We start from the raw sequence: 20,553 nt of genomic DNA on the forward strand, positions 1-20,553 counted from the left end.
AGAGAGAGGGTCAGGGTTGACGTGCGCGTCAAGTCGCGGCGGGTTCGAAGATCACATAGAGCTTGCGACAAGGGGTGAGGGTCTCCCACTGCCCGACAAAACCGGCGGGAATGACGAACTGATCCCCCGGTTTGAGGTGCAGCCGGCCGCCCTGCTCGTCGTGGATCACCGCCTCCCCTTCCAGCATCTGGCAGTATTCGTGTTCGGTATAGTGAACGGCCCAGCAGCCCGGCTCGCAAGCCCAGAAGCCCACGTGAAACTGCTGGCTCGGGTCGGAGTAGTGGTTCCATGCCGTCTGGCTCGGCGTCCCGGCCTTGATGCGCTCGGGGGCCGGCATCAGCGGGGTGGGGGAGACAGTGTGTTTGTCCAGCAGGATCCAGTCGTTCAGGCTCTTCATGGTGCGTCCTTGAGTGGCGAAGGAGCATCCTGCTCCCGTTTAGTTTGTTTAACGATGTTGCGCTTACGTTAAACGAAACGGGCCCCCTTTGCCAAGGGGGCCCGTGCAGGCTGAAGGCTACCGGAAGGGCGGCACCCGGGATCAGACGATGTCGATGTCCACCACGGAGTCGAAGATGTGGTTCGGTCGAAACGGCATGCGGTCGATGTCCGCCACCTTGCTCACCCCGGAGAGCACCAGCACCGTCTCGAGACCGGCCTGGAAGCCTGCCAGGATGTCGGTGCGCAGGTTGTCGCCGATGATGATGGTGTCGTCGGAGTGGGCCTCCATCCGGTTGAGGGCCGCGCGAATGATCCAGGCGCTCGGCTTGCCGACATAGAAGGGCTTCTTGCCGGTCATCCGCTCGATGGGGGCACACAGGGCGCCGCAGGCCGGGTGCATCATGGGGCCGTGGGTATCCGGGTTGGTAGCGATGAAGCGGGCCCCCTGATCCACGAACTTGGCGCCCTGCTGCATCATGGTCCAGTTGTAGTTGCGGGTCTCCCCCACCACCACGAAGTCCGGGTCGATATCGGTGATGGTGAAGCCGGCCTTGTAGAGCTCGTGGGTCAGGGCCCCTTCGCCAATCACATAGGCCTTCTTGCCATCCTGGCGCTTGAGAAAGTCGGCGGTGCCCATGGCGGAGGTGTAGAAGCACTCCTCGGGCACCTCTATTCCGGCGGAGCGGAAGCGGTTTTGCAGATCTTTCTGGGTCTGGGCCGGGTAGTTGGTGAGGAACAGGAGCTTGCTGCCCTGCTCCAGCAGGCGGTGGACGAAGCGGTCGGCGCCGGGAATGAGATCGTTGTTGTGCAGGATGACGCCGTCAATGTCACAGATGACGTTTTTCTTCATGAATTCTCCTTGTAGGGCGCAAGAGCGGGGACAGGGCATCCCTCTGTTCGTCTCTTCAATCGGTTATGGTTTTTGTGCCGCCATTATAAGGCCCTTTGATGACAAGTCTCCTCCGGCGGGCCAGATGGGTGCACAATGAAGGCGAAGGGAGGGCGCCGCCCCGGTGGTGCCCGCACGGAGTCTGACGATGGAGCCGTCATCATGGAGCACTTTATTGCCGGCTTGCCCAAGCTGGAACTGCACCTGCATATCGAGGGGACCCTCGAACCCGAGCTGATGTTCGCCCTCGGTCAGCGCAACGGGGTGGCGCTGCCCTGGCCCGATGTCGACAGCCTGCGCGCCGCCTATGAGTTCGACGGCCTGCAATCCTTCCTCGATCTCTACTACCTCGGCGCCAGCGTGCTCATCCACGAACAGGATTTCTTCGACCTCACCTGGGCCTATCTCGAGCGCTGCGTTGCCGATCACGTGGTGCACGTGGAGATCTTTTTCGACCCCCAGACCCACACCGCCCGCGGCGTGCCCTTTGCCACCGTGCTGGGGGGCATCGAGCGGGCGCTGCAGGCTGGCGAAGCAGCCTTTGGCATCAGCTGGCGGCTTATCATGAGCTTCCTGCGCCACCTGAGTGAAGAGGCGGCATTCGCCACCCTGGCAGAGGCCACGCCGTACCTGGCGCGCCTGCACGGGGTCGGCCTCGATTCGGGGGAGCAGGGCAACCCGCCCAGCAAGTTTGCCCGGGTCTTCGCTCGCTGCCGCGAGCTGGGGCTGCCGCTGGTGGCCCACGCGGGGGAGGAGGGACCTGCGGACTACATCTGGCAGGCGATCCGGGAGCTCGGAGTGCAACGCATCGATCACGGGGTGCGCTGCGTCGAGGATCCCGCGCTGCTGAGCTATCTTGCCGACACCCGGCTGCCCCTCACCGTCTGCCCCCTCTCCAACGTGCGGCTCAGGGTGTTTGACCAGATGGCCCACCACAATGTGCTGAGGCTGCTGGAGCAGGGGCTCTGCGTCACCGTGAACTCCGACGATCCCGCCTATTTCGGGGGATACCTGGGGGCCAACTTTCAGGCCCTGGCCGACGGGCTTGGCGCCAGCCAGGAGCAGCTGTGCCGCCTCAGTCTCAATGCCGTGGAGGCGAGCTGGCTGAGCCTCGCGGACAAGGTGCGTCTGACCCGGGACATTCGCCTCCATGCCGCCCTGCACGGGGTGAGCCTGCACTGAGCAGGTCGCCTTGCACACCTTGAATGGAGGAGGCCCGCCATGACGGGCCTCTTTGTGCCATCGTTGGGCGGGTATCAACCCACTCTCACCAGATACTTTTCCCCTTGTCCCTCCTGCTTGACGCGAGTGAGAAGGGAGGGCAGGGCGTCGAAGTCGCCCACCACCAGCGGCGGCAGGGTCAGCTCGCCGCTCGCCATCTGCGCCATCATGGCGACACCGGCCGCTACCAGACGGCTCCACTGTTTGTCCGAGCCAAAGGCGTGCTGGGCGCCGAGGGCAATCTCGTGCAATGAGTGGCAATGGCTAAAGGCGGGCAGCGGGTTGCGCGCGATGCGCCCGAGCACCGTCACCATGTGGCCGTAATAGCCAAGGGCAGGCAGCAAGGCTTCTGCCTGCTGGCTGGAGACCAGATCGATGATCCCATCGAAGGGTTCACCGCCGTTGGCGGCCTGCAACTGGGCCAGCCAGTCGGGATCCCGATAGTCCGCCACCCCCTGCACGCCTAGCTGTTTGAGCCACTGGTGGTGGCGCGGGCTGGCGCTGGCAAAGACGCGGGCCCCCTGCTTAAGGGCAAGTTGCACCGCGAAGCGGCCGACACTGCTGCCAGCCCCCGTGATGAGCAGGGCCTCCCCGTGCAGGTGCGGCAGCTTGGCCAGCGCCTGCCAGGCGGTGAGGCCGGGGCAGGGGAGCGCGGCGGCCGCCTCGTCGCTCAGGGCATCGGGCACCGGCATCAGGGCGCGAGCCGGCACCAGGGTGTGGCGGGCAAAGCTGCCGCCGTGGCGCAGGTCGGTGTGATAGGCGACCCGGGTGCCGGGGCGCAGGTGGGTGACGTTGGCCCCCAGTGCCACCAAGGTGCCCATGCCATCGACGCCGGGCACATGGCCTGGCTGCCAGTGGGGATGACCCTGTTCGATGAGTTTCCAGTCCACCGGATTGAAGGCGATGATCCGGTTGGCGACGAGGACCTCGTCGGGCCCGGGGGCGGGGAGCGTCTGCCGGGTGAGGATGAGCTGGTCCGGTTCGCCGGGGGCGTGCCAGCACCAGGCCTGGGTATGGTTCATGGTGACTCCTTGAAAGAGAGGGGCGCAGATTGAATTACATGGCGCAACAATGTCTTGGGTTGTTGTTGCACTGGCAAGACAACAAGGCGGACCCCACGCTGGTGGGGTCCGCCCGGGAAGAGGTTAAGCGCCAGCCGCCTTATGCCCGCTCTGCCCCATAGACGGGGTAGTCGGTCAGCCCTTTCTCGCCGCCGCCAAACAGGGTGGCGGGATCATGGGGAGCGAACGGATGGCCGTGGCGCAGGCGGTTCGGCAAGTCGGGGTTGGCCACGAAGGGGCGACCGAAGCCAATCATGTCGGCCCAGCCTGCCTCGATGGCGGCGCGGGCGCGCTCCCCATCGTACTTGCCGGCGTAGATGAGGGTGTTGGGGAAGGCGTCGCGCAGCCCCTGCTTGAAGCTCTCCGCCATCAGGGGGGCGTCGTCCCAGTCCGCTTCGGCGACGTGCAGATAGACCACGCCGAGCTGGCCCAGCAGGCGCGCGGCAGCCAGATAGGTCTTCTGGGGGTTGGCATCCACGGTGCCGTTGAGGGTGGTGAGCGGCGCAAGGCGTACCCCGACCCGGTCGGGACCGATCTCGTCACAGACCGCCTCGGTCACCTCTTTGAGGAAGCGCAGCCGGTTTTCGAGCGAACCGCCATAGCCGTCGGTGCGGGTATTGGACTCGGAGTCGAGGAACTGGTTGATGAGGTAGCCGTTGGCGGCGTGCAACTCGATGCCGTCAAAGCCCGCTTCCATGGCGTTGCGGGCGGCCCGGCGAAACTGCCCCACCACGGCGTCGATGTCGGCCTGGGTCATGGCGCGCGGGGTGACGGTCTCCACAAACCCCGGGGCATCGCTGCCGTTGTCGACGAACACCTTCACTCCCTTGGCCTGGATGGCGGAGGAGGAGAGGGGCTGGGCGCCGCCGATGTTGTCAGGATGGGTGACCCGGCCCACGTGCCAGAGCTGGGCGAACATGATGCCCCCCTCGGCGTGGACCGCGTCTGTTACCTGCTTCCAGCCTGCCACCTGCTCGGCGCTGTGGATGCCCGGCGTCCAGGCGTAGCCCTTGCCCAGGGGATCTATCTGGGTGCCTTCGCTGATGATGAGGCCGGCCCCGGCACGCTGGGCGTAGTAGGTCGCCATCATGGCGTTGGCCACGTCCCCGGGCTGGCTGGCGCGGGAGCGGGTCATGGGGGGCATGACGATGCGGTTGGCAAGGTGCAGCTGGCCGAGGCGAAGGGGGCAGAACAGGGGATCGTGGTGCATGATGGATTCCTCAATCTTTGGGAGTGAGGTGACTCTAAAGGGGATTGTTATTGTGAAAAAGAGGGGGTATTACAGAAGAGAATTGCCGTTATCGCAGCAATGGCCCGGGAGGGGCCGGGCTCGCGCCAGAAAAAAGAGGGCCAAGGGCCCTCTTTTGCTGTGATTGCCGCCGATGATCAGGGGGAGAGTGGGGTAACCCGTACTCGCTCGATGCGCCGCTCGCTCACGGCCATGACCTCGAAGCGGAACTGGCCGAGGTGCAACTGCTGACCGACGTCGGGCAGGCTGCCGAAGTGGGAGAGCAACATGCCCGCCAGGGTCACGTACTCGTCGCTCTCGCTCACCAGACCGTCGCAGTTCAGGGCCTGCTCCACCTGATGGATGTTGGTGGTGCCGTGGATGAGCCAGTGTTCGCCCTCGCGCACCACATCGGGGGTCTCGTCCTCGTCCGGCAGCTCGCCGACGATGGCCTCCAGCAGATCGTGGTTGGTGACCAGCCCCTGGATGACGCCAAACTCGTCCGCCACCAGGATGAGGCTGCCCCTGGCCTGGCGCAGCTCCGCCAGCAGCCGGATCACGTTGATGGTCTGGGGCACGATGACGGGCTCGTTCTGTCTGGCAAGTGCTGCCAGGGATTGCCCCTCGTTGAGGGCAAACAGCAGATCCCGTGCCTTGACCACCCCGATGATCTCGTCCAGCTCCCCGTCACAGACCGGGAACAGGCTGTGGGGGGCCCGTTGCAGCAGGGCGCGGATCTCGTCCTCGCTGTCGCTCACGTCGATCCACTCCATCTCGGAGCGCGGGGTCATGATGGTGCGAATGGAACGCTCGGCCAGCGACAGCACGCCGCTCACCATGTAACGCTCCTCTTCACCGAAACCGGGGGGCAGGGGCTGAGCCTGCACCTCTTCTTCGTCCTCCTGCGGGTGGGCTGAGCGCTTGTTCCCCCCCATCAGCTTGAAGATGGCGGCGGTGGTGCGCTCGCGCAGGGGCTGGCGCGCCTCATGGCGCAGGGCACTGCGCTGGGCGAGCTGGTTGAAGAACTCGATGAGCACGGAGAAGCCGATGGCCGCGTAGAGGTAGCCCTTCGGAATGTGGAAGCCGAAGCCCTCCGCCACCAGGCTGAAGCCGATCATCAAGAGGAAGCTCAGGCAGAGCACCACCACAGTGGGGTGGGCGTTGACGAAGCGGGTCAGGGGCTTGGAGGCGAGCACCATCACCACCATGGCGATGGTCACGGCCGCCATCATGACGCCGAGGTGATCCACCATGCCGACGGCGGTGATGATGGAGTCCAGGGAGAAGACCGCATCCAGCACCAGGATCTGGGCGATCACCACCCCGAACCCGGCATAGACGCCGGTGCCGCCTTGCTCCTCGGGCTTGGCCTCGAGTCGCTCATGCAGCTCGGAGGTGGCCTTGAACAGCAGGAAGAGTCCGCCTCCCATCAGGATGAGATCCCGACCGGAGAAGGGGTGATCCCAGATGTGCAGCAGAGGAGCCGTGAGGGTGACCAGCCATGACATGATGGTGAGCAGTCCCAGGCGCATCAGCAGGGCCAGGGAGAGACCGATGATGCGCGCCTTGTCCCGCTGGGCGGGGGGCAGTTTTTTCACCAGGATGGCGATGAAGACCAGGTTGTCTATCCCGAGAACGATTTCCAGGATGATCAGGGTAAGCAGACCGACCCAGATTGACGGGTCCAGCAAGAATTCCATGTGATTGACCTCAATGAAGACAGATGCAGTGAATCGTGGTCACGGCGTGGCCGTGGTGACGGAGACGATCGCTTCAGAGGCGTTGGTTGAGCAGGTACAGATAGGCTTTGATGGGAAAAGACGAAGGGCTACTTCGGGGATTGTCCATGATGGGCAATAAAACCTCGGGTCAAAAGTGAGCCCTGATGATAACGACTCGCCGCCATTTGGCAAGGGGGCTGTCAGGGGGACGCGACGAGGGGATTGCCGACGGGGGAGGCAAGGGAAAGGGGCATTGATGCGCAGCCAAGTTTGACTGGAGATAAAAGAGCGACACATTGGCACGATCACAAATATAGGTGCTGAACAAGGAAAATAAACGATCTGATACCAACAACCGGATTCATCAGGCTCATATATATCCATTATTTTTGTAATAATTTGTTTCAGGGGGAAATATTGCGGCTGTGTCATGGGAGAAAGAAGGAATAGAGGGGGTTATGGTGTTTGATATGGAGTTATTATTCTAAATTTAACTTGTTCGCCACCAACTAATTCACATGAATCATATATTCAGCGTATAAAAAGCAAGGAGGCCCAGGCCTCCTCGTTTGCGCTCACACGGGTTGTTTCAGGGGATGTTAACCCTGGTCGTCAGGTCAATTGCCGGTATAGGCCGCGCCCTGAACATGCCCTTTCTTGTCGCTCAGGCATGACCAGGGAGCCTCTGCACCCGGCACCTTGATGGTCACGCCTACCCCGGCTTCCGAGTCCATCACGTCGATCACCTGGAGCTGCTGTTGTGCCACGTCTGTCTTGTCGGAGACCGCCTTGAGACAGGCTTTCTCTGCGGGACTGGCCTTGTGGGAAGTCGCAGCAGCAGGGGCTGCGGTGGAGACGGGATGACAGACGCCGGAGCCATTCTTGCTGTTGTAAGAGACGTCGTATTTCCCGTTGATGTTGCTGATGGAGAGAATGACTCCTGACCCCTTCACCTCGAAGAAGTCCTCACCGTACTCCTTGACCTTGGCCTCTTGGCCGTTGATATAGACGGGGCCCCCTTCATCGCTGTGAAACTGGATCTGGCCCGGGCACTCATAATTCAACTGGGGAATGGCAGCTTGTGCCGCACCGGTCATGATCAGCGTCATGACAGCAATGACTGTGTTTTTCATGGATATTGCCTCAACTGTATAATGATACGATGTTTGTTATTTTATTTTTCCGGTTAATAACAACTCCCTCTTTGGCATTCAATCACCGCCTCCCTGCACACAAATAAATAGCGGTGACACTTTCTTTTAGCAACGAATTTTTATTTGTTTGGTATGGGATGAAAATAAATCTTGATCCAACAGGGGTAGCAAACGTTTGTGTCTTTGGCGGGGGAGGAACACTGGTGGATGTCCTGGGACCAGAGGTCCGTTGAGCACACCCGCAGAGGGCAGAACACGGGGAGATTCGGGAGACGCGGGAGACACAGGAGAAAAGTGCAGAACAACCAACGCCGGAGTGGGGATCCCGGATGAGTCATCGAGCGGGGCTGTGCAGCCCCGCGCGTCATTCAGCGTGCAGTCCGGGTCAGAGCCAGCGTTTCTCGCGGGTGAAGCAGACCGACAGCCAGGCGTCTCCCAGGGTATCGCCGAGGCGGGACCAGAGCTCCTGGCGCAGGGCATCCTGACGCTCGACGGGCCACTCCTGGCCCGGGGCCACCAGGATGTTCAATTCCAGATCGAAGCGGCGGCCGCTTTTTGCCAGGTGGCTGTAGCACTCGATGCCATGGCGCTGGCGCAGGGCCTCGATCTCGTGTTCGACTCGCTGCTTGACCTCTCCCTTGGGGGCGATCTTCAGCACCTCCCGCAGGTTGCGACCGAGCACCTTGATGGGAATGAGGGTGGCGCACAGGGCCAGCAGGGAGACCAGCATGGGGTCTATGTAGCGGTTGTAGTGGCCGTAACCCAGGGTATCGAGCCCGATGGCGACCAGAAAGCCGATGAGCAGGGTGGCGCTGAGCAGGGTATCCACCAGCCACTCCTTGGAGTCCACCCGCACCAGCTCGGAGTTGACCCGCTCGGCCACGTCGGCCTCGATGAGATAGAGGATGCTGCAGAAGAAGGTGGAGACGACGGCATAGATGAGGGCGTGGCCGAGATCGATCTCCCGTCCGCCCGCCAGCAGGGAGGTGATGCCGCCATAGAGGGCACCGAGGCAGAGCAGCAGAATGATGGCGCCGTTGATGACGTTGGCGATGGGTTCGAAATGGGCGTAGCCGTATTGGAAACGGGCGTCGGAGGGGCGGGTAACCAGGTAGGCGGTGATGAGCCCAAGGCCCGTCATGCCCATGCTGAACAGGGTGAAGATGCCGTCCAGCATGATGGCGTTGGAACCGACGAACAGACCATAGCCGATCCCGAAAATGGCAAAGGTGATGCAACCAAACAATGACAGGGTCAGGGCCTGTTTTTCGGTGCGAATAAGCGTACTGATAACATGGCTGTAGTGAGCCATAAAAGTCCTCCTTTCAAATGGTGAAGATTGCGCGCGCAAGCGGTTTTCTAGCTGATATACTGCCCGCTCACATGTGAGCGGACTGGTTCGGACACCCGCAAAGAGGCAGGTCCGAACGGTCGTTATCGCCGGAATGCCGGCATCAAGCAAAGGATGGGAACAAGGATTCATGATCCCGAGACTCGATTACCAGGACAGTTTGTCACCTACAACCCTGCAGTTTCTTGAGTTGCTGGCGCGATCAGCATTTCGTGGTGATATCGAAAAGTCTTATGCAAGCCGGTTGGCGATGGCGACGGATAACAGCGTCTATCAGGTCGTACCTCAGGCGGTTCTCTATCCGCGCAGCGCGGATGACATAGCGGTGATGCTCAAGCTGGCTCAGGGGCCCGAGTACGCAACCTTGAGTTTCTTCCCTCGCGGCGGCGGTACCGGCACCAATGGCCAATCCTTGGGCAGCGGCATTATCGTCGATCTCTCGCGCCATATGAACCAGATCATGGAAATTAATCTGGAAGAGGGCTGGGTGCGGGCCCAGGCCGGGGTGGTCAAAGACCAGCTCAACGCCTATTTGAAGCCCCACGGCTACTTCTTCTCGCCGGATCTCTCCACCTCCAACCGGGCCACCCTGGGAGGCATGGTCAACACCGACGCCTCGGGGCAGGGGTCGCTGGTGTACGGCAAGACCTCGGATCATGTGCTCGGCCTCAAGGCCGTGCTGGAGAACGGCGATCTCATGGCGACCGAGCCGGTGACCGGCCAGCGTCTGGCGGACAAGCTGGCCCTCGAGACCCGTGAAGGGGAGATCTATCGCACCCTCTATCGCATCGGCCGCGAGCGGCGCGCCGACATCGAAGCCACCTTCCCCAAGCTCAACCGCTTTCTGACCGGTTACGATCTCAAGCACCTCTATCAGCCCGATACCGACACTCTGGATGTGAGCCGGGTGCTGTGCGGCTCGGAAGGCTCCTTGGGCTTCATCACCGAAGCCCGGCTCAACATCACCCCCATCCCGCGCTACCGCACACTCGTCAACGTCAAGTACGACAGCTTCCCCTCCGCGCTCAGAAACGCCCCCTTTATGGTACAGGCCCACGCCCTGTCGGTGGAGACGGTGGACTCCCGGGTGCTGGGACTGGCCCGCGCCGACATCATCTGGCACTCGGTGAAGGATCTCATCCAGGATGTGCCCGGCAAGGATCTGCAGGGGCTCAACATCGTCGAGTTTGCCGACACCGACGAGGATGCACACAAGGCCAAGGTGGCGGAGCTGTGCCGGCGCATCGACGCCCTGCTGGCCAGGGGGGAGGCGGGGGTCATTGGCTATCAGGTGTGCGACCACCTGCCGAGCATCGAGACCATCTATGGCATGCGCAAGAAGTCGGTGGGGCTGCTCGGCAACGCCGAGGGGCGCAAGAAGCCGGTGGCCTTCACCGAAGACACCGCCGTGCCGCCGGAATCCCTGGCGGACTTCATCATGGAGTTTCGCGCCCTGCTGGACGCTCACGGCCTTGACTACGGCATGTTCGGCCACGTCGATGCCGGGGTGCTGCACGTGCGCCCGGCGCTGGACTTGTGCGATCCCGAGCAGGAGGTGCTGCTGCGGCGCATCTCCGATCAGGTGGTGGCGCTCACCGCCAAATACGGCGGCCTGATGTGGGGGGAGCACGGCAAGGGCTTTCGCTCCGAATACAGCCCCGCCTTCTTCGGCGAGCTGTGGGAAGAGCTGCAACGGGTCAAGGGGGCGTTCGATCCGGCCAACCGCATCAACCCGGGCAAGATCTGCATGCCTTATGGCAGCGGCGCTTCGCTTGTCTCGGTGGACGGGCCCAAGCGCGGCAAGTTCGACCGCCAGATCCCGATTGCCGTGCGCGAGAGCTATACACGGGCCCTCGATTGCAACGGCAACGGTCTGTGTTTCACCTTCGAGACCGACTCCCCCATGTGCCCCTCGGTCAAGATCAGCCGCGACCGCCGTCACTCCCCCAAGGGGCGGGCTGGCCTGATGCGTGAATGGCTGCGCCAGTTGTCGGAGCAGGGCTTCGATCCCCTTGCCGAAGAGGTGGCGCTGCAAAGCGGGGGTCTGCGCTTCAAGCAGATCGTCGACAAGTTCCGCAATACGGTGGCCCGCGCCCGGGGCGAGTATGACTTCTCCCACGAGGTGATGGAGGCGATGGAGGGGTGCCTTGCGTGCAAGGCATGCACCAGCCAGTGCCCCATCAAGGTGGATGTGCCCACCTTCCGCGCTCGCTTCATGCAGCTCTATCACAGCCGATATCTGCGCGGCCCCAAGGATTACTTCGTGGGCACGGTAGAAAGCTATGCGCCCCTGCTGGCCAAGGCCCCCAAGCTGGTTAACTTCTTCCTCGAAAAAGAGTGGGCCCAGAAGGCGACCGAGAAGAGCATCGGCATGGTGGATGTGCCGCTGCTCTCCGTGCCGACCCTGGCCGAGGAGCTGCGGGATCACCGCGCCCGCTATTTCGATCTGCCGGGCCTCGAGGCCATGAGCCCCGAGCAGCGCCAAAAAGTGGTGCTCATCGTGCAGGATCCCTTCACCAGCTACTACGACGCCCCCGTGGTGCGTGACCTGGTGAAGCTGGCCAGCAAGCTGGGCTATCAGCCCTACCTGCTGCCGTTCAAACCCAACGGCAAGCCCCAGCACGTGAAGGGATTCCTGCGCGCCTTCGCCCGCACTGCTGCCAGCAGCGCCCAGTTCCTCAACAAGGTGGCGGCCCTCGGCATCCCCATGGTGGGGGTCGACCCCTCTCTGGTGCTCTGCTACCGGGACGAGTACGTGAAGGCGCTCGGCCCCGCCCGCGGCGATTTCCAGGTGCTGCTGCCCCAGGAGTGGCTGCTCTCCCTGCCTGCCGAGGCGCTGCCGCTGCGGGAAGAGGCTGGCACCGACCCCTGGTATCTGTTTGCCCACTGCACCGAGAAGACCGCCAAGCCCACCACCCACGGTGACTGGAGCACCCTGTTTGGCCGCTTCGGTGCGCGTTTGCAGCCGGTGTCGGTGGGTTGCTGCGGCATGGCGGGCACCTATGGTCACGACGCCAAACAGGTGGAGAACTCCAAGGGGATCTACGGTCTGAGCTGGGCCGAGCCCCTGGCTCACCTGCCGCAAGCCCGTTGTCTGGCCACCGGTTATTCGTGCCGCAGCCAGGTCAAGCGGATGGAGGGGGAGAAGCTCAAGCATCCGCTGCAGGCCCTGCTGGAACTGCTCTGATGCTCCACTTTCCCAAGGGATTCCGGGTGCCAAAGGCCTATCGGCACCCGCATTTTCTGTTGCTCCCTACCACGCCGTCCCAGGCCGTGGTGGAGTTTGTCGCCATCCTGCGCGAGCGAGATCAGCTCCATCAGCTGTTTCGCCCGGACGATGTGTGGCCCTCCGCCAATTTCAGCCTGAGTCAGCACGAGGCCGACTTGGAGTGGCAGCACGCCGAGTTTCTGGCCAAGCGCTCCTTTGCCTATGGCCTCTGGAGCCCGGACAGGGAGCCCCGCTTCTGGGGCGGGGTTTACCTCTATCCGTCGGTGCTGCCGGAGGTGCAGGTGGAGCTCTTCTTCTGGAAGGTGGCCGAGGCGCCGCTCATGGACAGCGAACTCGAAGCCGAACTGCGCGCCTGGCTCGGCAAGGTATGGCGCTGGTCCGAGCCGCGTCTGCCGGGGCGGGACGGTCCCTGGGCCGAGTGGCCAGGGGTGACCTATCCCTGGTGAGGGTCAATCTCGATGCAAGATGCCCCGGCGTGGGCATCTTTTTTTTTGCTCCTTTTTCGCCGACACTGCTGGTTTGCCGCTACAGCGCAGCGATAACCCGTTGATCACGCAAGGAGTCCGCTCACCATGAGTCAAGAAAGCAGCCCCATCTGGCGCAAACCCATGAGCCTGGAGGGGCTCAACGCCAGCTCCCGCAACACCCTGATGGCCCACCTCGACATCGTCTACACCGCCTTTGGCCCCGACTGGCTGGAGGCCACCATGCCGGTGGATCACCGCACCCATCAACCACTCGGCATGCTGCACGGCGGCGCCTCCGTGGTGCTGGCGGAAACGCTGGGATCGCTTGCGGCCAACATGGCGGTGGGGGAGGAGAATTATTGCGTGGGGCTGGAGGTCAATGCTAACCACCTACGGGCCAAGCGGGAAGGGGTGGTGACGGGGCGCTGCAGCCCGCTGCATCTGGGGACCACGACTCAGGTGTGGCAGATCGAAATTCGGGATGAACGTGGTCGTTTATTGTGCACCAGCCGATTGACCATGGCGGTGCTCAAGCACAAGCGGGACAAGGACTCTGGCGAAGCGTGATCCGCAATAACGCATCATGAGTGAAAAATAAGCAAGCCATAGTCGCGAGATCCCTCTATAATTGCCAACGTCTTGAGACACCTATCACATTTTTCAAGACAGCAGAACAAAGTGGCGCTATAATCGCCGCCTTTTTGCTATTCCGCGGTGTTAGCCGCCTGCCTTAATCTGGAAGAATCTATGTCTGATACCGAACAACTGCCCCTTTTTAGTGAGCTTGGACTGGCCGCGCCTGTATTGAAAGCGCTGCAGGACGTGGGCTATGAGCGCCCGTCTCCCATCCAGGCCGCAGCAATTCCCCACCTGATGGCGGGACACGATCTGCTGGGGCAGGCACAAACCGGTACAGGGAAGACCGCTGCTTTTGCCTTGCCTCTGTTGTCTCGTCTGGAAGCTGGTAACCGCAACACCCAGATCCTGGTGCTGGCCCCGACCCGCGAGCTGGCCCTGCAGGTGGCAGAGGCGTGCCAACGCTATGCCCACCACATGCCCGATTTCCACGTGCTGCCCATCTACGGCGGCGCTTCCTACGAAACCCAGACCCGCGCCCTGCGCCGCGGTGCTCAGGTTGTCGTGGGTACCCCGGGCCGCGTGATGGACCTGATCCGTCGCAAGAACCTGGACCTCTCCGGTCTGAAAGCCCTGGTGCTGGACGAAGCGGACGAAATGCTGCGCATGGGCTTCATCGACGACGTGGACTGGATCATGGATCAGTGCCCGGCCGGTCGTCAGGTTGCCCTGTTCTCTGCCACCATGCCGGAGCAGATCCGTCGTGTTGCCCAGAAGCACCTGAAGCAGCCCAAAGAGATCAAGATCGCCTCCAAGACCGCGACCGCAACCACCATTCGTCAGCGTTACTGGCAGGTGACTGGTCTGCACAAGCTGGACGCCATGACCCGTCTGCTGGAAGTGGAATCCTACGAAGCCCTGCTGGTGTTCGTGCGTACCAAGAACGCCGCCGAAGAGCTTGCTGGCAAGCTGGCCGCTCGTGGCCACGCCTGTGAAGCGCTGCACGGCGACATCCCGCAGAAGCTGCGTGAGCGTACCGTTGACAAGCTGCGTCAGGGCCAGCTGGATATTCTGATCGCCACCGACGTGGTCGCCCGCGGTCTGGACGTTGAGCGCATCACCCACGTAGTGAACTACGACATTCCCTACGACACCGAATCCTACGTTCACCGTATCGGCCGTACCGGCCGTGCCGGTCGCAAGGGTGAAGCCATCCTGTTCGTGGCTCCGCGCGAGCGTCGCATGCTGCGTGCCATCGAGCACGCCACTCGTCAAGCCATCGAGCCGATGAAGATGCCGAGCACCGAGGACATCAACCAGCACCGTCTGGCCAAGTTCAAGGAGCGCATCCGCGAAACCATGATGGGTGAAGAGCTCGAGATCTACCACAACCTGGTGAACGAGCTGATCGAAGAAGATTCTGCCGATCCGCTGGAGCTGGCTGCCGCACTGGCCAAGCTGGTACAGGGCGATCAACCGCTGCTGCTGGATGACTCCATCCCAGATCCGGTGTTCAACGCCGGCAACGATCGCGGTGGCTTCGAGCGTCGTGAGTTCAACGACCGTGGCGGTCGTGACTTCGGTGACCGTGGCGATCGTCAGGCCCGTCGCATGCCATCCCTGGAGCCGCGTCCGCTGAAAGACAACCCGGACGTGGAGATGGAGCGCTACCGCGTCGACGTGGGTGCCCATCACGGCGTCAAGCCGGGCCAGATCGTGGGTGCCATCGCCAACGAAGCGAACATCGAGAGCCGCTTCATCGGCAACATCGACATCGCCGATGACTTCTCCACCGTCGATCTGCCCAAGGGCATGAGCGCCGAGGTGCTGGAAGTGATCAAGAAGGCCCGTGTCTGCCAGCGTCCGCTGCAGATCACCCGTTACACCGAAGTGCCGGCCGGTGGCAACACTGCTCCCCGTCCGCCCCGTGGTGATCGTCCGTTCCGTGGCGACCGTCCTTTCAACAAGGATCGCCGTCCCCAGGGTGACCGTCCCTTCAACAAGGATCGCCGTGAAGGCGGTTTCGACAAGGGTCGCAAATTCGGTGGCAACAAGCGCCGCGACAGCTAAACCCTGACTGCACTGATGAGAAGGCCGCTCCATGGAGCGGCCTTTTTTGTGTCTGTTTTTCAGATGCGTAGCGAAGATTGTCACCTTTTCCCGGCCGTGGTGGGCATCCGGTTTGATGAGGAGCCAGTGAAAAGAAAATGGTGCAATCCATTTGCCTGGGGGTGGCGCCTGGTGTCATTCTTTGGGAAGCGATTGGATACTTTGGGAAGACGCAGAATCGTTGCTGGTTGCAAACGACTGCGACTTTGGTCTGAAGGTGCATTCTGTTGTTTGCATATGAGTCAGCAGAGTGAGATGAATAAATAAACCGTATGACAGGGAGGTGCGTGATGGGCAAGTGGCTTGGCAAGGTGTTGCTGATATCTGGATGGCTCGTGTCGGGTATGGTGTTGGCGGAGGAGCCCTTCTTCAGAATTGCGGGGGCGGGGTGCTGCAATGGCAAGGGGGAGGTGGTGCTGACCCGTGCCGAGTTTGAGGCCTTGCCGCAGACGGAGGTTAAGACAGGGACGCCCTGGACCGAAGGGGAGCACCTCTATCGCGGGGTGTTGCTGCGGGACCTGGTCAGGATCTACGGTCTCAAGAGCCAGGAGGTCAAGGCCCTCGCGGTCAATGAATACTGGGCCGCATTGCCGCTGGAAGACGGGGAGAAGTACCCGGTACTGGTGGCCGAGAAGCAGGATGGCAAGGCGCTGACCCTGCGCAACAAGGGGCCGCTATGGGTCATCTATCCCCTCACCGACCATCCCGAACTCAACAAGGAGCTCTATCACAGCCGGATGGTGTGGCAGCTGACGGCGCTGGAGAGCAAATAAGATGCTGCGCGGCAAGTTCTTGAGCCTGATCCTGATGGTGACCACCTTTTTGGGGGTGACCCTCTGGTCGGTCTGGAACTATGACCGCGCGTTCAATGCGGTGACGCGTTACACCCAGCTCTCCGCCTGGGCATTGGCCCAGCTCGAGCTGGAGATCCACGCCTTCGAAGAAGGTTTGAAGCTCTATCGTGCTGGTGCCGCCAGCCGGGAGGAGATGAACAAGCGCTTTGACATTGCCTGGAACCGGCTCGATGTCTTCCTGCACGGGGAGGAGGCAAAGTCGGTCAGGGCCCGATTCGGCGCGGACAAGGCGGTCGGCAAGATCCTCGCCCTCTTCGAACGCTATGAGCAGGATGTGGTGCAAGGGGAGCCGGATTCCCCCGCACTCAAGATGTTCACGGCCGCACTCGATGACGAGATGCGCGGGGTGCGGGACGTGATGGTGAAAAACTTCACCGGGCCCTCTGCCATCGCCCAGCGTGAGCTGCTCAACGAGTCGAAAACCCAGAACTTCTTCATCCTGGGATTTCTGATGCTGGCGACCATGGTGATGTTGATGGTGCTGTTTCGCGAAGTGCGTCGCCAGCATTTTCTGGCGTGGAACGACCCTCTCACCCGTCTCCCCAACCGAGCGGCGCTCATCAAGCACCTCCAGCAGTGGACCAGCCATACCGGTCGGCGCAGCAGCATCACCGTCTGTCTCATGGATCTGGGGCATTTCAGGGAGGTCAATGACAGTCTGGGTTACGAAGTGGGGGACGCCTTGCTCAAACGGCTTGCGGCGCGGATCAAGGCCGCCTCTGGCAAGGGGATCTTCGTTGCCCGTACCGGCAGTGACGAGTTCACCCTCATCATCACCGGCACCATGCCCACCTATCTGCGCTTTCCGTTTCTGGAGCAACTGCGCAGCGAGCTGGCGGATCTGGTGTTTGCCGCCGATCCGGCGCACCGGGTCCGGGTCTTCATGGGCACCAGCCAGTACGTGAAACCGGATCATTCACCGGAAGAGATGCTGCTGTTTGCCGATATCGCCCTCGACAGCGCCAAGCGCAAACGGCTGAATCGCAATGTGCTCTTCTCCAGCAGCATGTATCAGCACTATCAGCGCAAACGCCGGCTGTCGACCGAGCTGCGGGAGCTTATCCACTGCCCGCAATGCCCGCAACTGGCCCTTTACTATCAGCCCATCGTGCGCGGCCAGAGTGTGGTGAGGCTGGGGGCGGAGGCGCTGATACGCTGGCATCATCCGGAATATGGCTTTATTGCCCCCCTCGATATCATCTCGCTGGCAGAAGAGAACGGGTTGGGCGAGGCGCTCGGGGGCTGGATCATCCGGCGCATGCAGATCGACCTGTCCGGCTTCCCGAAGGAGGTACTAGAACCGCTCGAGATCTCCATCAACCTCTCCAACTCCATGTTCAACATGGGGTTGGCCAGGGAGATTGAAGAGAAGATGGGTGATGGTCCGTTGGGATTGCACCAGTTGATAGTGGAGCTGACCGAAACCATCGCCCTCGATGACATCGCCCTCAGCAAGCAGATCATTCACTCCCTGCGCCAGATAGGGGTGCGGGTGGCCCTCGATGACTTCGGGACCGGCTGGTCCTCGTTCTCTTACCTGCGTGAACTCTATTTCGACAAGCTCAAGATAGACAGATCCTTTATCACCGCGATCGACAGTGACACCCGGCAGGCGCTCTTCGTCGAAACCATCACCACCCTCTCTCATCAGTTGGGGGTGCGTGTCGTGGCAGAAGGGGTGGAAAACAGCGATGAGCTCAAGGCGGTGCTCACCATAGGGGTGGATGAGATCCAGGGTTATTTCTACTCGCGTCCCTTGCCGCTGCCGGAGTTCATGCAGTTCTGTCACCGCTATTTCGCCCACAGCGCCGCCATTCAGGAAGTGGCACTGGGGTAGCCTTGGGGCAATCGAGCCCCTGTAGCCTTGTCTTCGAGTCCCTCTGTTCGATTGTTCCTGGTTGATATTTCATCCCGACACCTTTCTCCCATGGCAGGACCGCCCATGACGTGGCTTTATTGTGCCTCCTGCCAGAACGAGGGTGCGAGAGGACAGGCCCGGTGCTACCTTGTGCCACGAACAGTGCCACAGGGCAGAGGAGCCATAAATGGATCGCTTGGGGGTGATGGAGGTGTTCGTGCTGGCGGTGGAGACCGGCTCGTTTTCGGCGGTGGCCCGCCGACTGGGGATGGGGCAACCCACGGTTTCCAGATTGATTGCCCAGCTTGAGGCGCACCTTGGCAGCCGCCTGTTGCTGCGTTCGACCCGGGGGCTGGCGCCCACCGAGGCCGGAGAGGCCTACTATCTGCGGGCGAGAGAGATCCTGGCCCAGGTCAACGAGGCCGATGCCATGGTGCAGCAATGCCGGGCCGGGCTGAGCGGGCGTCTGCGGGTGAGCGCTCCCGTCACCTTCGCCCGCCTGCATATCATTCCCCATCTTGCCGGTTTTCTGGCGGCTCACCCGGGACTGGATCTGGAGATCCTGCTGGATGATGGCAATGTGGATCTCATTTCGGCGGGCATAGAGGTGGCTCTGCGGATCGGCAAACAGGCCGACTCGTCGCTGGTCGCCCGCTGCCTCGCCCGAAGCGACATGCGGGTGCTGGCGACGCCGGCCTATCTGGCCGCCAAAGGAGAGCCTGAGACCCCTCAGGCCCTGCAACAGCATGATCTGGTGCTTTACAGTCCACGGCCCGGAGTGGGGCAGCAGTGGCGATTTCGCCGCGGCGTCGAAGAGAAGGTGGTTTCCGGAGAAGGCAGGCTGACGGTCTCGGCGGCCGAAGGCATGCGCGCCGCCGTGCTGGCAGGACTGGGGCTCGGTATCGCCTCGGAGTGGATGTTTGCCCCCGAGCTTGCCCGCGGCGAGGTGGTGGCGGTGCTGCCCGAGTGGCAACTGCCCATGCAGGAGCTCTGGACCCTGCTCCCGGCAGGTCGCCAGCCTGGTGCCAAGGCGAGCGCCTTTCTGGCATTCGTGACCGGCCTGCCCGGCGTGGGGCATACGCCAGCGGAATAACTGTTATGGTCCCCACCGCTCTACTGGTGGCGACGCTCCCCGGGTAGGCTGTGCGCATGGGGCCCGTATCCTGGCGGGAGCCCTTCTACCACGAGGAGAAGATCATGAGTACATCGCCTTCTGCCGGAGGGGCCGCAACCCCCGGCCCCTCCCTGCTCTTCGCCATGGCCCTGTCATGCGGCCTGGCAGTTGCCAACATCTACTACAACCAGCCCATGCTGGCGGTGATGGCGCAGGACTTTCCCGGGCACTCGGGCATGCCATTGATCGCCATGCTGACCCAGCTCGGCTATGCCATGGGTCTGCTTTTGCTGGTGCCGCTTGGCGATGTGGTCGAGCGCCGCTGGCTCATTCCGGGGCAGTTTGCACTGATCGCGCTGGCCTCCCTGCTGGCGGCCACGGCCACGAGTGCCACCACCTTGATGCTGGCCTCCGTCCTGCTCGGCATCGGGGCCACTGCGGCCCAGCAGATAGTCCCGGTGGCGGCGACCCTGGCAGATCCTGCCCGCCGTGGTGCCGTGGTCGGCAGCGTGATGAGCGGCCTGCTGGCCGGGATACTGCTCAGCCGCACCGTCGCCGGCCTGGTCACCGCCTATGGCAGTTGGCGCGCCATGTTCTGGCTGGCCATTCCCCTGGCCCTGTCGGGGGCCCTGCTGATGGCCAGGATGATACCGTCCGGATTGCCGCGCTCTCCCCTCGGTTATGGCCGTCTGCTTCACTCTCTGGTCGGTCTGTGGCGCGAGGAGCCCGCCTTGCGCCGCGCGACCCTGACCCAGGCCTTGCTGTTTGCCTCCTTCAGCGCCTTCTGGACCGTGCTGGCGTTCTACCTGGCCGAACCTGCCTATGGGTTGGGGGCCGACATGGCGGGTCTCTTCGGCGTCATCGGGGTGGCTGGGGTGGTGGCGGCTCCTCTGGCAGGCCGGATGGCGGATCGGTTGGGGGCCAGACCAGTGGTATTGACCGGTGCCGTGCTGGTGGTGCTTGCCTGGATCTGCTTCGAGCTGTGGCTCTCTCTGGCCGGGCTGGCATGCGGGGTCATCTTGCTGGATCTCGGAGTGCAGAGCGCACTCATCGCCCATCAGCAGCGCATCTATGGTCTGAGACCTGAAGCCAGGGGGCGCATCAATACCCTCTTCATGACCGGCATGTTCCTGGGGGGAACCCTCGGCTCCAGCCTGGGGATGCTGGTCTGGCAACAGGGTCACTGGCTCGGGGTGGGAGCAGCCGGCATGGGGTTGGCCCTGGTGGCCTGTCTCTGTGCCCTGGCCGGCAGGCGGGGACTGCAACCGGCCATCTGAGGCATG

Annotated in this window: 16 protein-coding genes; 9 read left to right on the forward strand and 7 right to left on the reverse strand. The window is 62.4% G+C overall.

Features of this window, described 5'->3' with window-relative positions:
* Positions 1-28 precede the first annotated feature (28 nt).
* Both AB5Y89_RS11745 and AB5Y89_RS11750 read right to left on the reverse strand, forming a co-directional pair.
* Entirely contained in the window at positions 29-397 is a 369-nt protein-coding gene (locus AB5Y89_RS11745) for a cupin domain-containing protein (protein ID WP_201888224.1), read from the reverse strand.
* A 141-nt stretch (positions 398-538) separates the two neighbouring features.
* Positions 539-1,288, reverse strand: a complete 750-nt coding sequence (locus AB5Y89_RS11750) for an HAD-IIA family hydrolase (RefSeq protein ID WP_005337281.1) — start codon at positions 1,286-1,288, stop codon at positions 539-541.
* Positions 1,289-1,489: 201 nt separating this feature from the next.
* Between AB5Y89_RS11750 and AB5Y89_RS11755 the strand changes: the two genes are divergently transcribed.
* Positions 1,490-2,509 (forward strand): adenosine deaminase, encoded by a 1,020-nt coding sequence (locus tag AB5Y89_RS11755; protein WP_368223829.1) that lies wholly within the window; start codon positions 1,490-1,492, stop codon positions 2,507-2,509.
* 74 nt (positions 2,510-2,583) lie between these two features.
* On the opposite strand, the gene AB5Y89_RS11760 is transcribed toward AB5Y89_RS11755, so the two are convergent.
* From AB5Y89_RS11760 to AB5Y89_RS11780, 5 genes are all read right to left on the reverse strand, one after another.
* Positions 2,584-3,570 (reverse strand): zinc-binding dehydrogenase, encoded by a 987-nt coding sequence (locus AB5Y89_RS11760; RefSeq protein ID WP_368223830.1) that lies wholly within the window; start codon positions 3,568-3,570, stop codon positions 2,584-2,586.
* Between the two features lie 139 nt (positions 3,571-3,709).
* Entirely contained in the window at positions 3,710-4,819 is a 1,110-nt protein-coding gene (locus AB5Y89_RS11765) for an alkene reductase (RefSeq protein WP_368223831.1), read from the reverse strand.
* Between the two features lie 176 nt (positions 4,820-4,995).
* Positions 4,996-6,537, reverse strand: coding sequence for a TerC family protein (locus tag AB5Y89_RS11770; protein WP_045524375.1), 1,542 nt, complete (start codon positions 6,535-6,537; stop codon positions 4,996-4,998).
* A gap of 638 nt (positions 6,538-7,175) precedes the next feature.
* Complete coding sequence (locus AB5Y89_RS11775; protein ID WP_233462885.1) at positions 7,176-7,691, reverse strand: hypothetical protein; 516 nt, start codon at positions 7,689-7,691, stop codon at positions 7,176-7,178.
* Between the two features lie 406 nt (positions 7,692-8,097).
* Positions 8,098-9,024 (reverse strand): cation diffusion facilitator family transporter, encoded by a 927-nt coding sequence (locus tag AB5Y89_RS11780; protein ID WP_010675108.1) that lies wholly within the window; start codon positions 9,022-9,024, stop codon positions 8,098-8,100.
* 169 nt (positions 9,025-9,193) lie between these two features.
* On the opposite strand from AB5Y89_RS11780, the gene AB5Y89_RS11785 reads away from it, so the two are divergent.
* From AB5Y89_RS11785 to AB5Y89_RS11820, 8 genes are all read left to right on the forward strand, one after another.
* Positions 9,194-12,250 carry an FAD-binding and (Fe-S)-binding domain-containing protein gene (locus AB5Y89_RS11785; protein ID WP_213319195.1) on the forward strand — a complete coding sequence of 1,019 codons (3,057 nt, stop codon included), beginning with the start codon at positions 9,194-9,196 and terminating at the stop codon, positions 12,248-12,250.
* A complete protein-coding gene (locus AB5Y89_RS11790) occupies positions 12,250-12,738 on the forward strand; it encodes a hypothetical protein (RefSeq protein ID WP_069651416.1) in 489 nt (162 codons plus the stop codon). The genes AB5Y89_RS11785 and AB5Y89_RS11790 overlap by 1 nt, the downstream gene beginning before the upstream one ends.
* Positions 12,739-12,864: 126 nt before the next feature.
* Positions 12,865-13,326 (forward strand): hotdog fold thioesterase, encoded by a 462-nt coding sequence (locus AB5Y89_RS11795; protein WP_213319196.1) that lies wholly within the window; start codon positions 12,865-12,867, stop codon positions 13,324-13,326.
* 180 nt (positions 13,327-13,506) lie between these two features.
* The gene (locus AB5Y89_RS11800; protein WP_286701150.1) at positions 13,507-15,405 is read left to right on the forward strand and encodes a DEAD/DEAH box helicase; all 1,899 of its coding nucleotides are present in this window, start codon (positions 13,507-13,509) and stop codon (positions 15,403-15,405) included.
* A gap of 329 nt (positions 15,406-15,734) precedes the next feature.
* A complete protein-coding gene (locus AB5Y89_RS11805; protein WP_039038761.1) occupies positions 15,735-16,217 on the forward strand; it encodes a molybdopterin-binding oxidoreductase in 483 nt (160 codons plus the stop codon).
* A 1-nt stretch (position 16,218) separates the two neighbouring features.
* Positions 16,219-18,135 (forward strand): putative bifunctional diguanylate cyclase/phosphodiesterase, encoded by a 1,917-nt coding sequence (locus AB5Y89_RS11810; RefSeq protein WP_368223832.1) that lies wholly within the window; start codon positions 16,219-16,221, stop codon positions 18,133-18,135.
* Positions 18,136-18,343: 208 nt separating this feature from the next.
* Complete coding sequence (locus tag AB5Y89_RS11815; RefSeq protein WP_042882841.1) at positions 18,344-19,249, forward strand: LysR family transcriptional regulator; 906 nt, start codon at positions 18,344-18,346, stop codon at positions 19,247-19,249.
* Between the two features lie 104 nt (positions 19,250-19,353).
* Positions 19,354-20,547, forward strand: a complete 1,194-nt coding sequence (locus AB5Y89_RS11820; RefSeq protein WP_045524612.1) for an MFS transporter — start codon at positions 19,354-19,356, stop codon at positions 20,545-20,547.
* The last annotated feature ends 6 nt before the right edge of the window (positions 20,548-20,553 follow it).

It is taken from the genome of Aeromonas sp. s4 (genome assembly GCF_040907855.1).
Taxonomy (GTDB): Bacteria; Pseudomonadota; Gammaproteobacteria; order Enterobacterales; family Aeromonadaceae; genus Aeromonas; species Aeromonas caviae.

What these genes read in the sequence shown, in the direction of transcription:
- AB5Y89_RS11780 (WP_010675108.1), bottom strand. Translation starts at nt 9,024, where the DNA reads ATGGCTCACTACAGCCATGTTATCAGTACGCTTATTCGCACCGAAAAA.
- AB5Y89_RS11815 (WP_042882841.1), top strand. Translation starts at nt 18,344, where the DNA reads ATGGATCGCTTGGGGGTGATGGAGGTGTTCGTGCTGGCGGTGGAGACC.
- AB5Y89_RS11745 (WP_201888224.1), bottom strand. Translation starts at nt 397, where the DNA reads ATGAAGAGCCTGAACGACTGGATCCTGCTGGACAAACACACTGTCTCC.
- AB5Y89_RS11790 (WP_069651416.1), top strand. Translation starts at nt 12,250, where the DNA reads ATGCTCCACTTTCCCAAGGGATTCCGGGTGCCAAAGGCCTATCGGCAC.
- AB5Y89_RS11795 (WP_213319196.1), top strand. Translation starts at nt 12,865, where the DNA reads ATGAGTCAAGAAAGCAGCCCCATCTGGCGCAAACCCATGAGCCTGGAG.
- AB5Y89_RS11750 (WP_005337281.1), bottom strand. Translation starts at nt 1,288, where the DNA reads ATGAAGAAAAACGTCATCTGTGACATTGACGGCGTCATCCTGCACAAC.
- AB5Y89_RS11765 (WP_368223831.1), bottom strand. Translation starts at nt 4,819, where the DNA reads ATGCACCACGATCCCCTGTTCTGCCCCCTTCGCCTCGGCCAGCTGCAC.
- AB5Y89_RS11760 (WP_368223830.1), bottom strand. Translation starts at nt 3,570, where the DNA reads ATGAACCATACCCAGGCCTGGTGCTGGCACGCCCCCGGCGAACCGGAC.
- AB5Y89_RS11785 (WP_213319195.1), top strand. Translation starts at nt 9,194, where the DNA reads ATGATCCCGAGACTCGATTACCAGGACAGTTTGTCACCTACAACCCTG.
- AB5Y89_RS11810 (WP_368223832.1), top strand. Translation starts at nt 16,219, where the DNA reads ATGCTGCGCGGCAAGTTCTTGAGCCTGATCCTGATGGTGACCACCTTT.
- AB5Y89_RS11820 (WP_045524612.1), top strand. Translation starts at nt 19,354, where the DNA reads ATGAGTACATCGCCTTCTGCCGGAGGGGCCGCAACCCCCGGCCCCTCC.
- AB5Y89_RS11775 (WP_233462885.1), bottom strand. Translation starts at nt 7,691, where the DNA reads ATGAAAAACACAGTCATTGCTGTCATGACGCTGATCATGACCGGTGCG.
- AB5Y89_RS11805 (WP_039038761.1), top strand. Translation starts at nt 15,735, where the DNA reads ATGGGCAAGTGGCTTGGCAAGGTGTTGCTGATATCTGGATGGCTCGTG.
- AB5Y89_RS11800 (WP_286701150.1), top strand. Translation starts at nt 13,507, where the DNA reads ATGTCTGATACCGAACAACTGCCCCTTTTTAGTGAGCTTGGACTGGCC.
- AB5Y89_RS11770 (WP_045524375.1), bottom strand. Translation starts at nt 6,537, where the DNA reads ATGGAATTCTTGCTGGACCCGTCAATCTGGGTCGGTCTGCTTACCCTG.
- AB5Y89_RS11755 (WP_368223829.1), top strand. Translation starts at nt 1,490, where the DNA reads ATGGAGCACTTTATTGCCGGCTTGCCCAAGCTGGAACTGCACCTGCAT.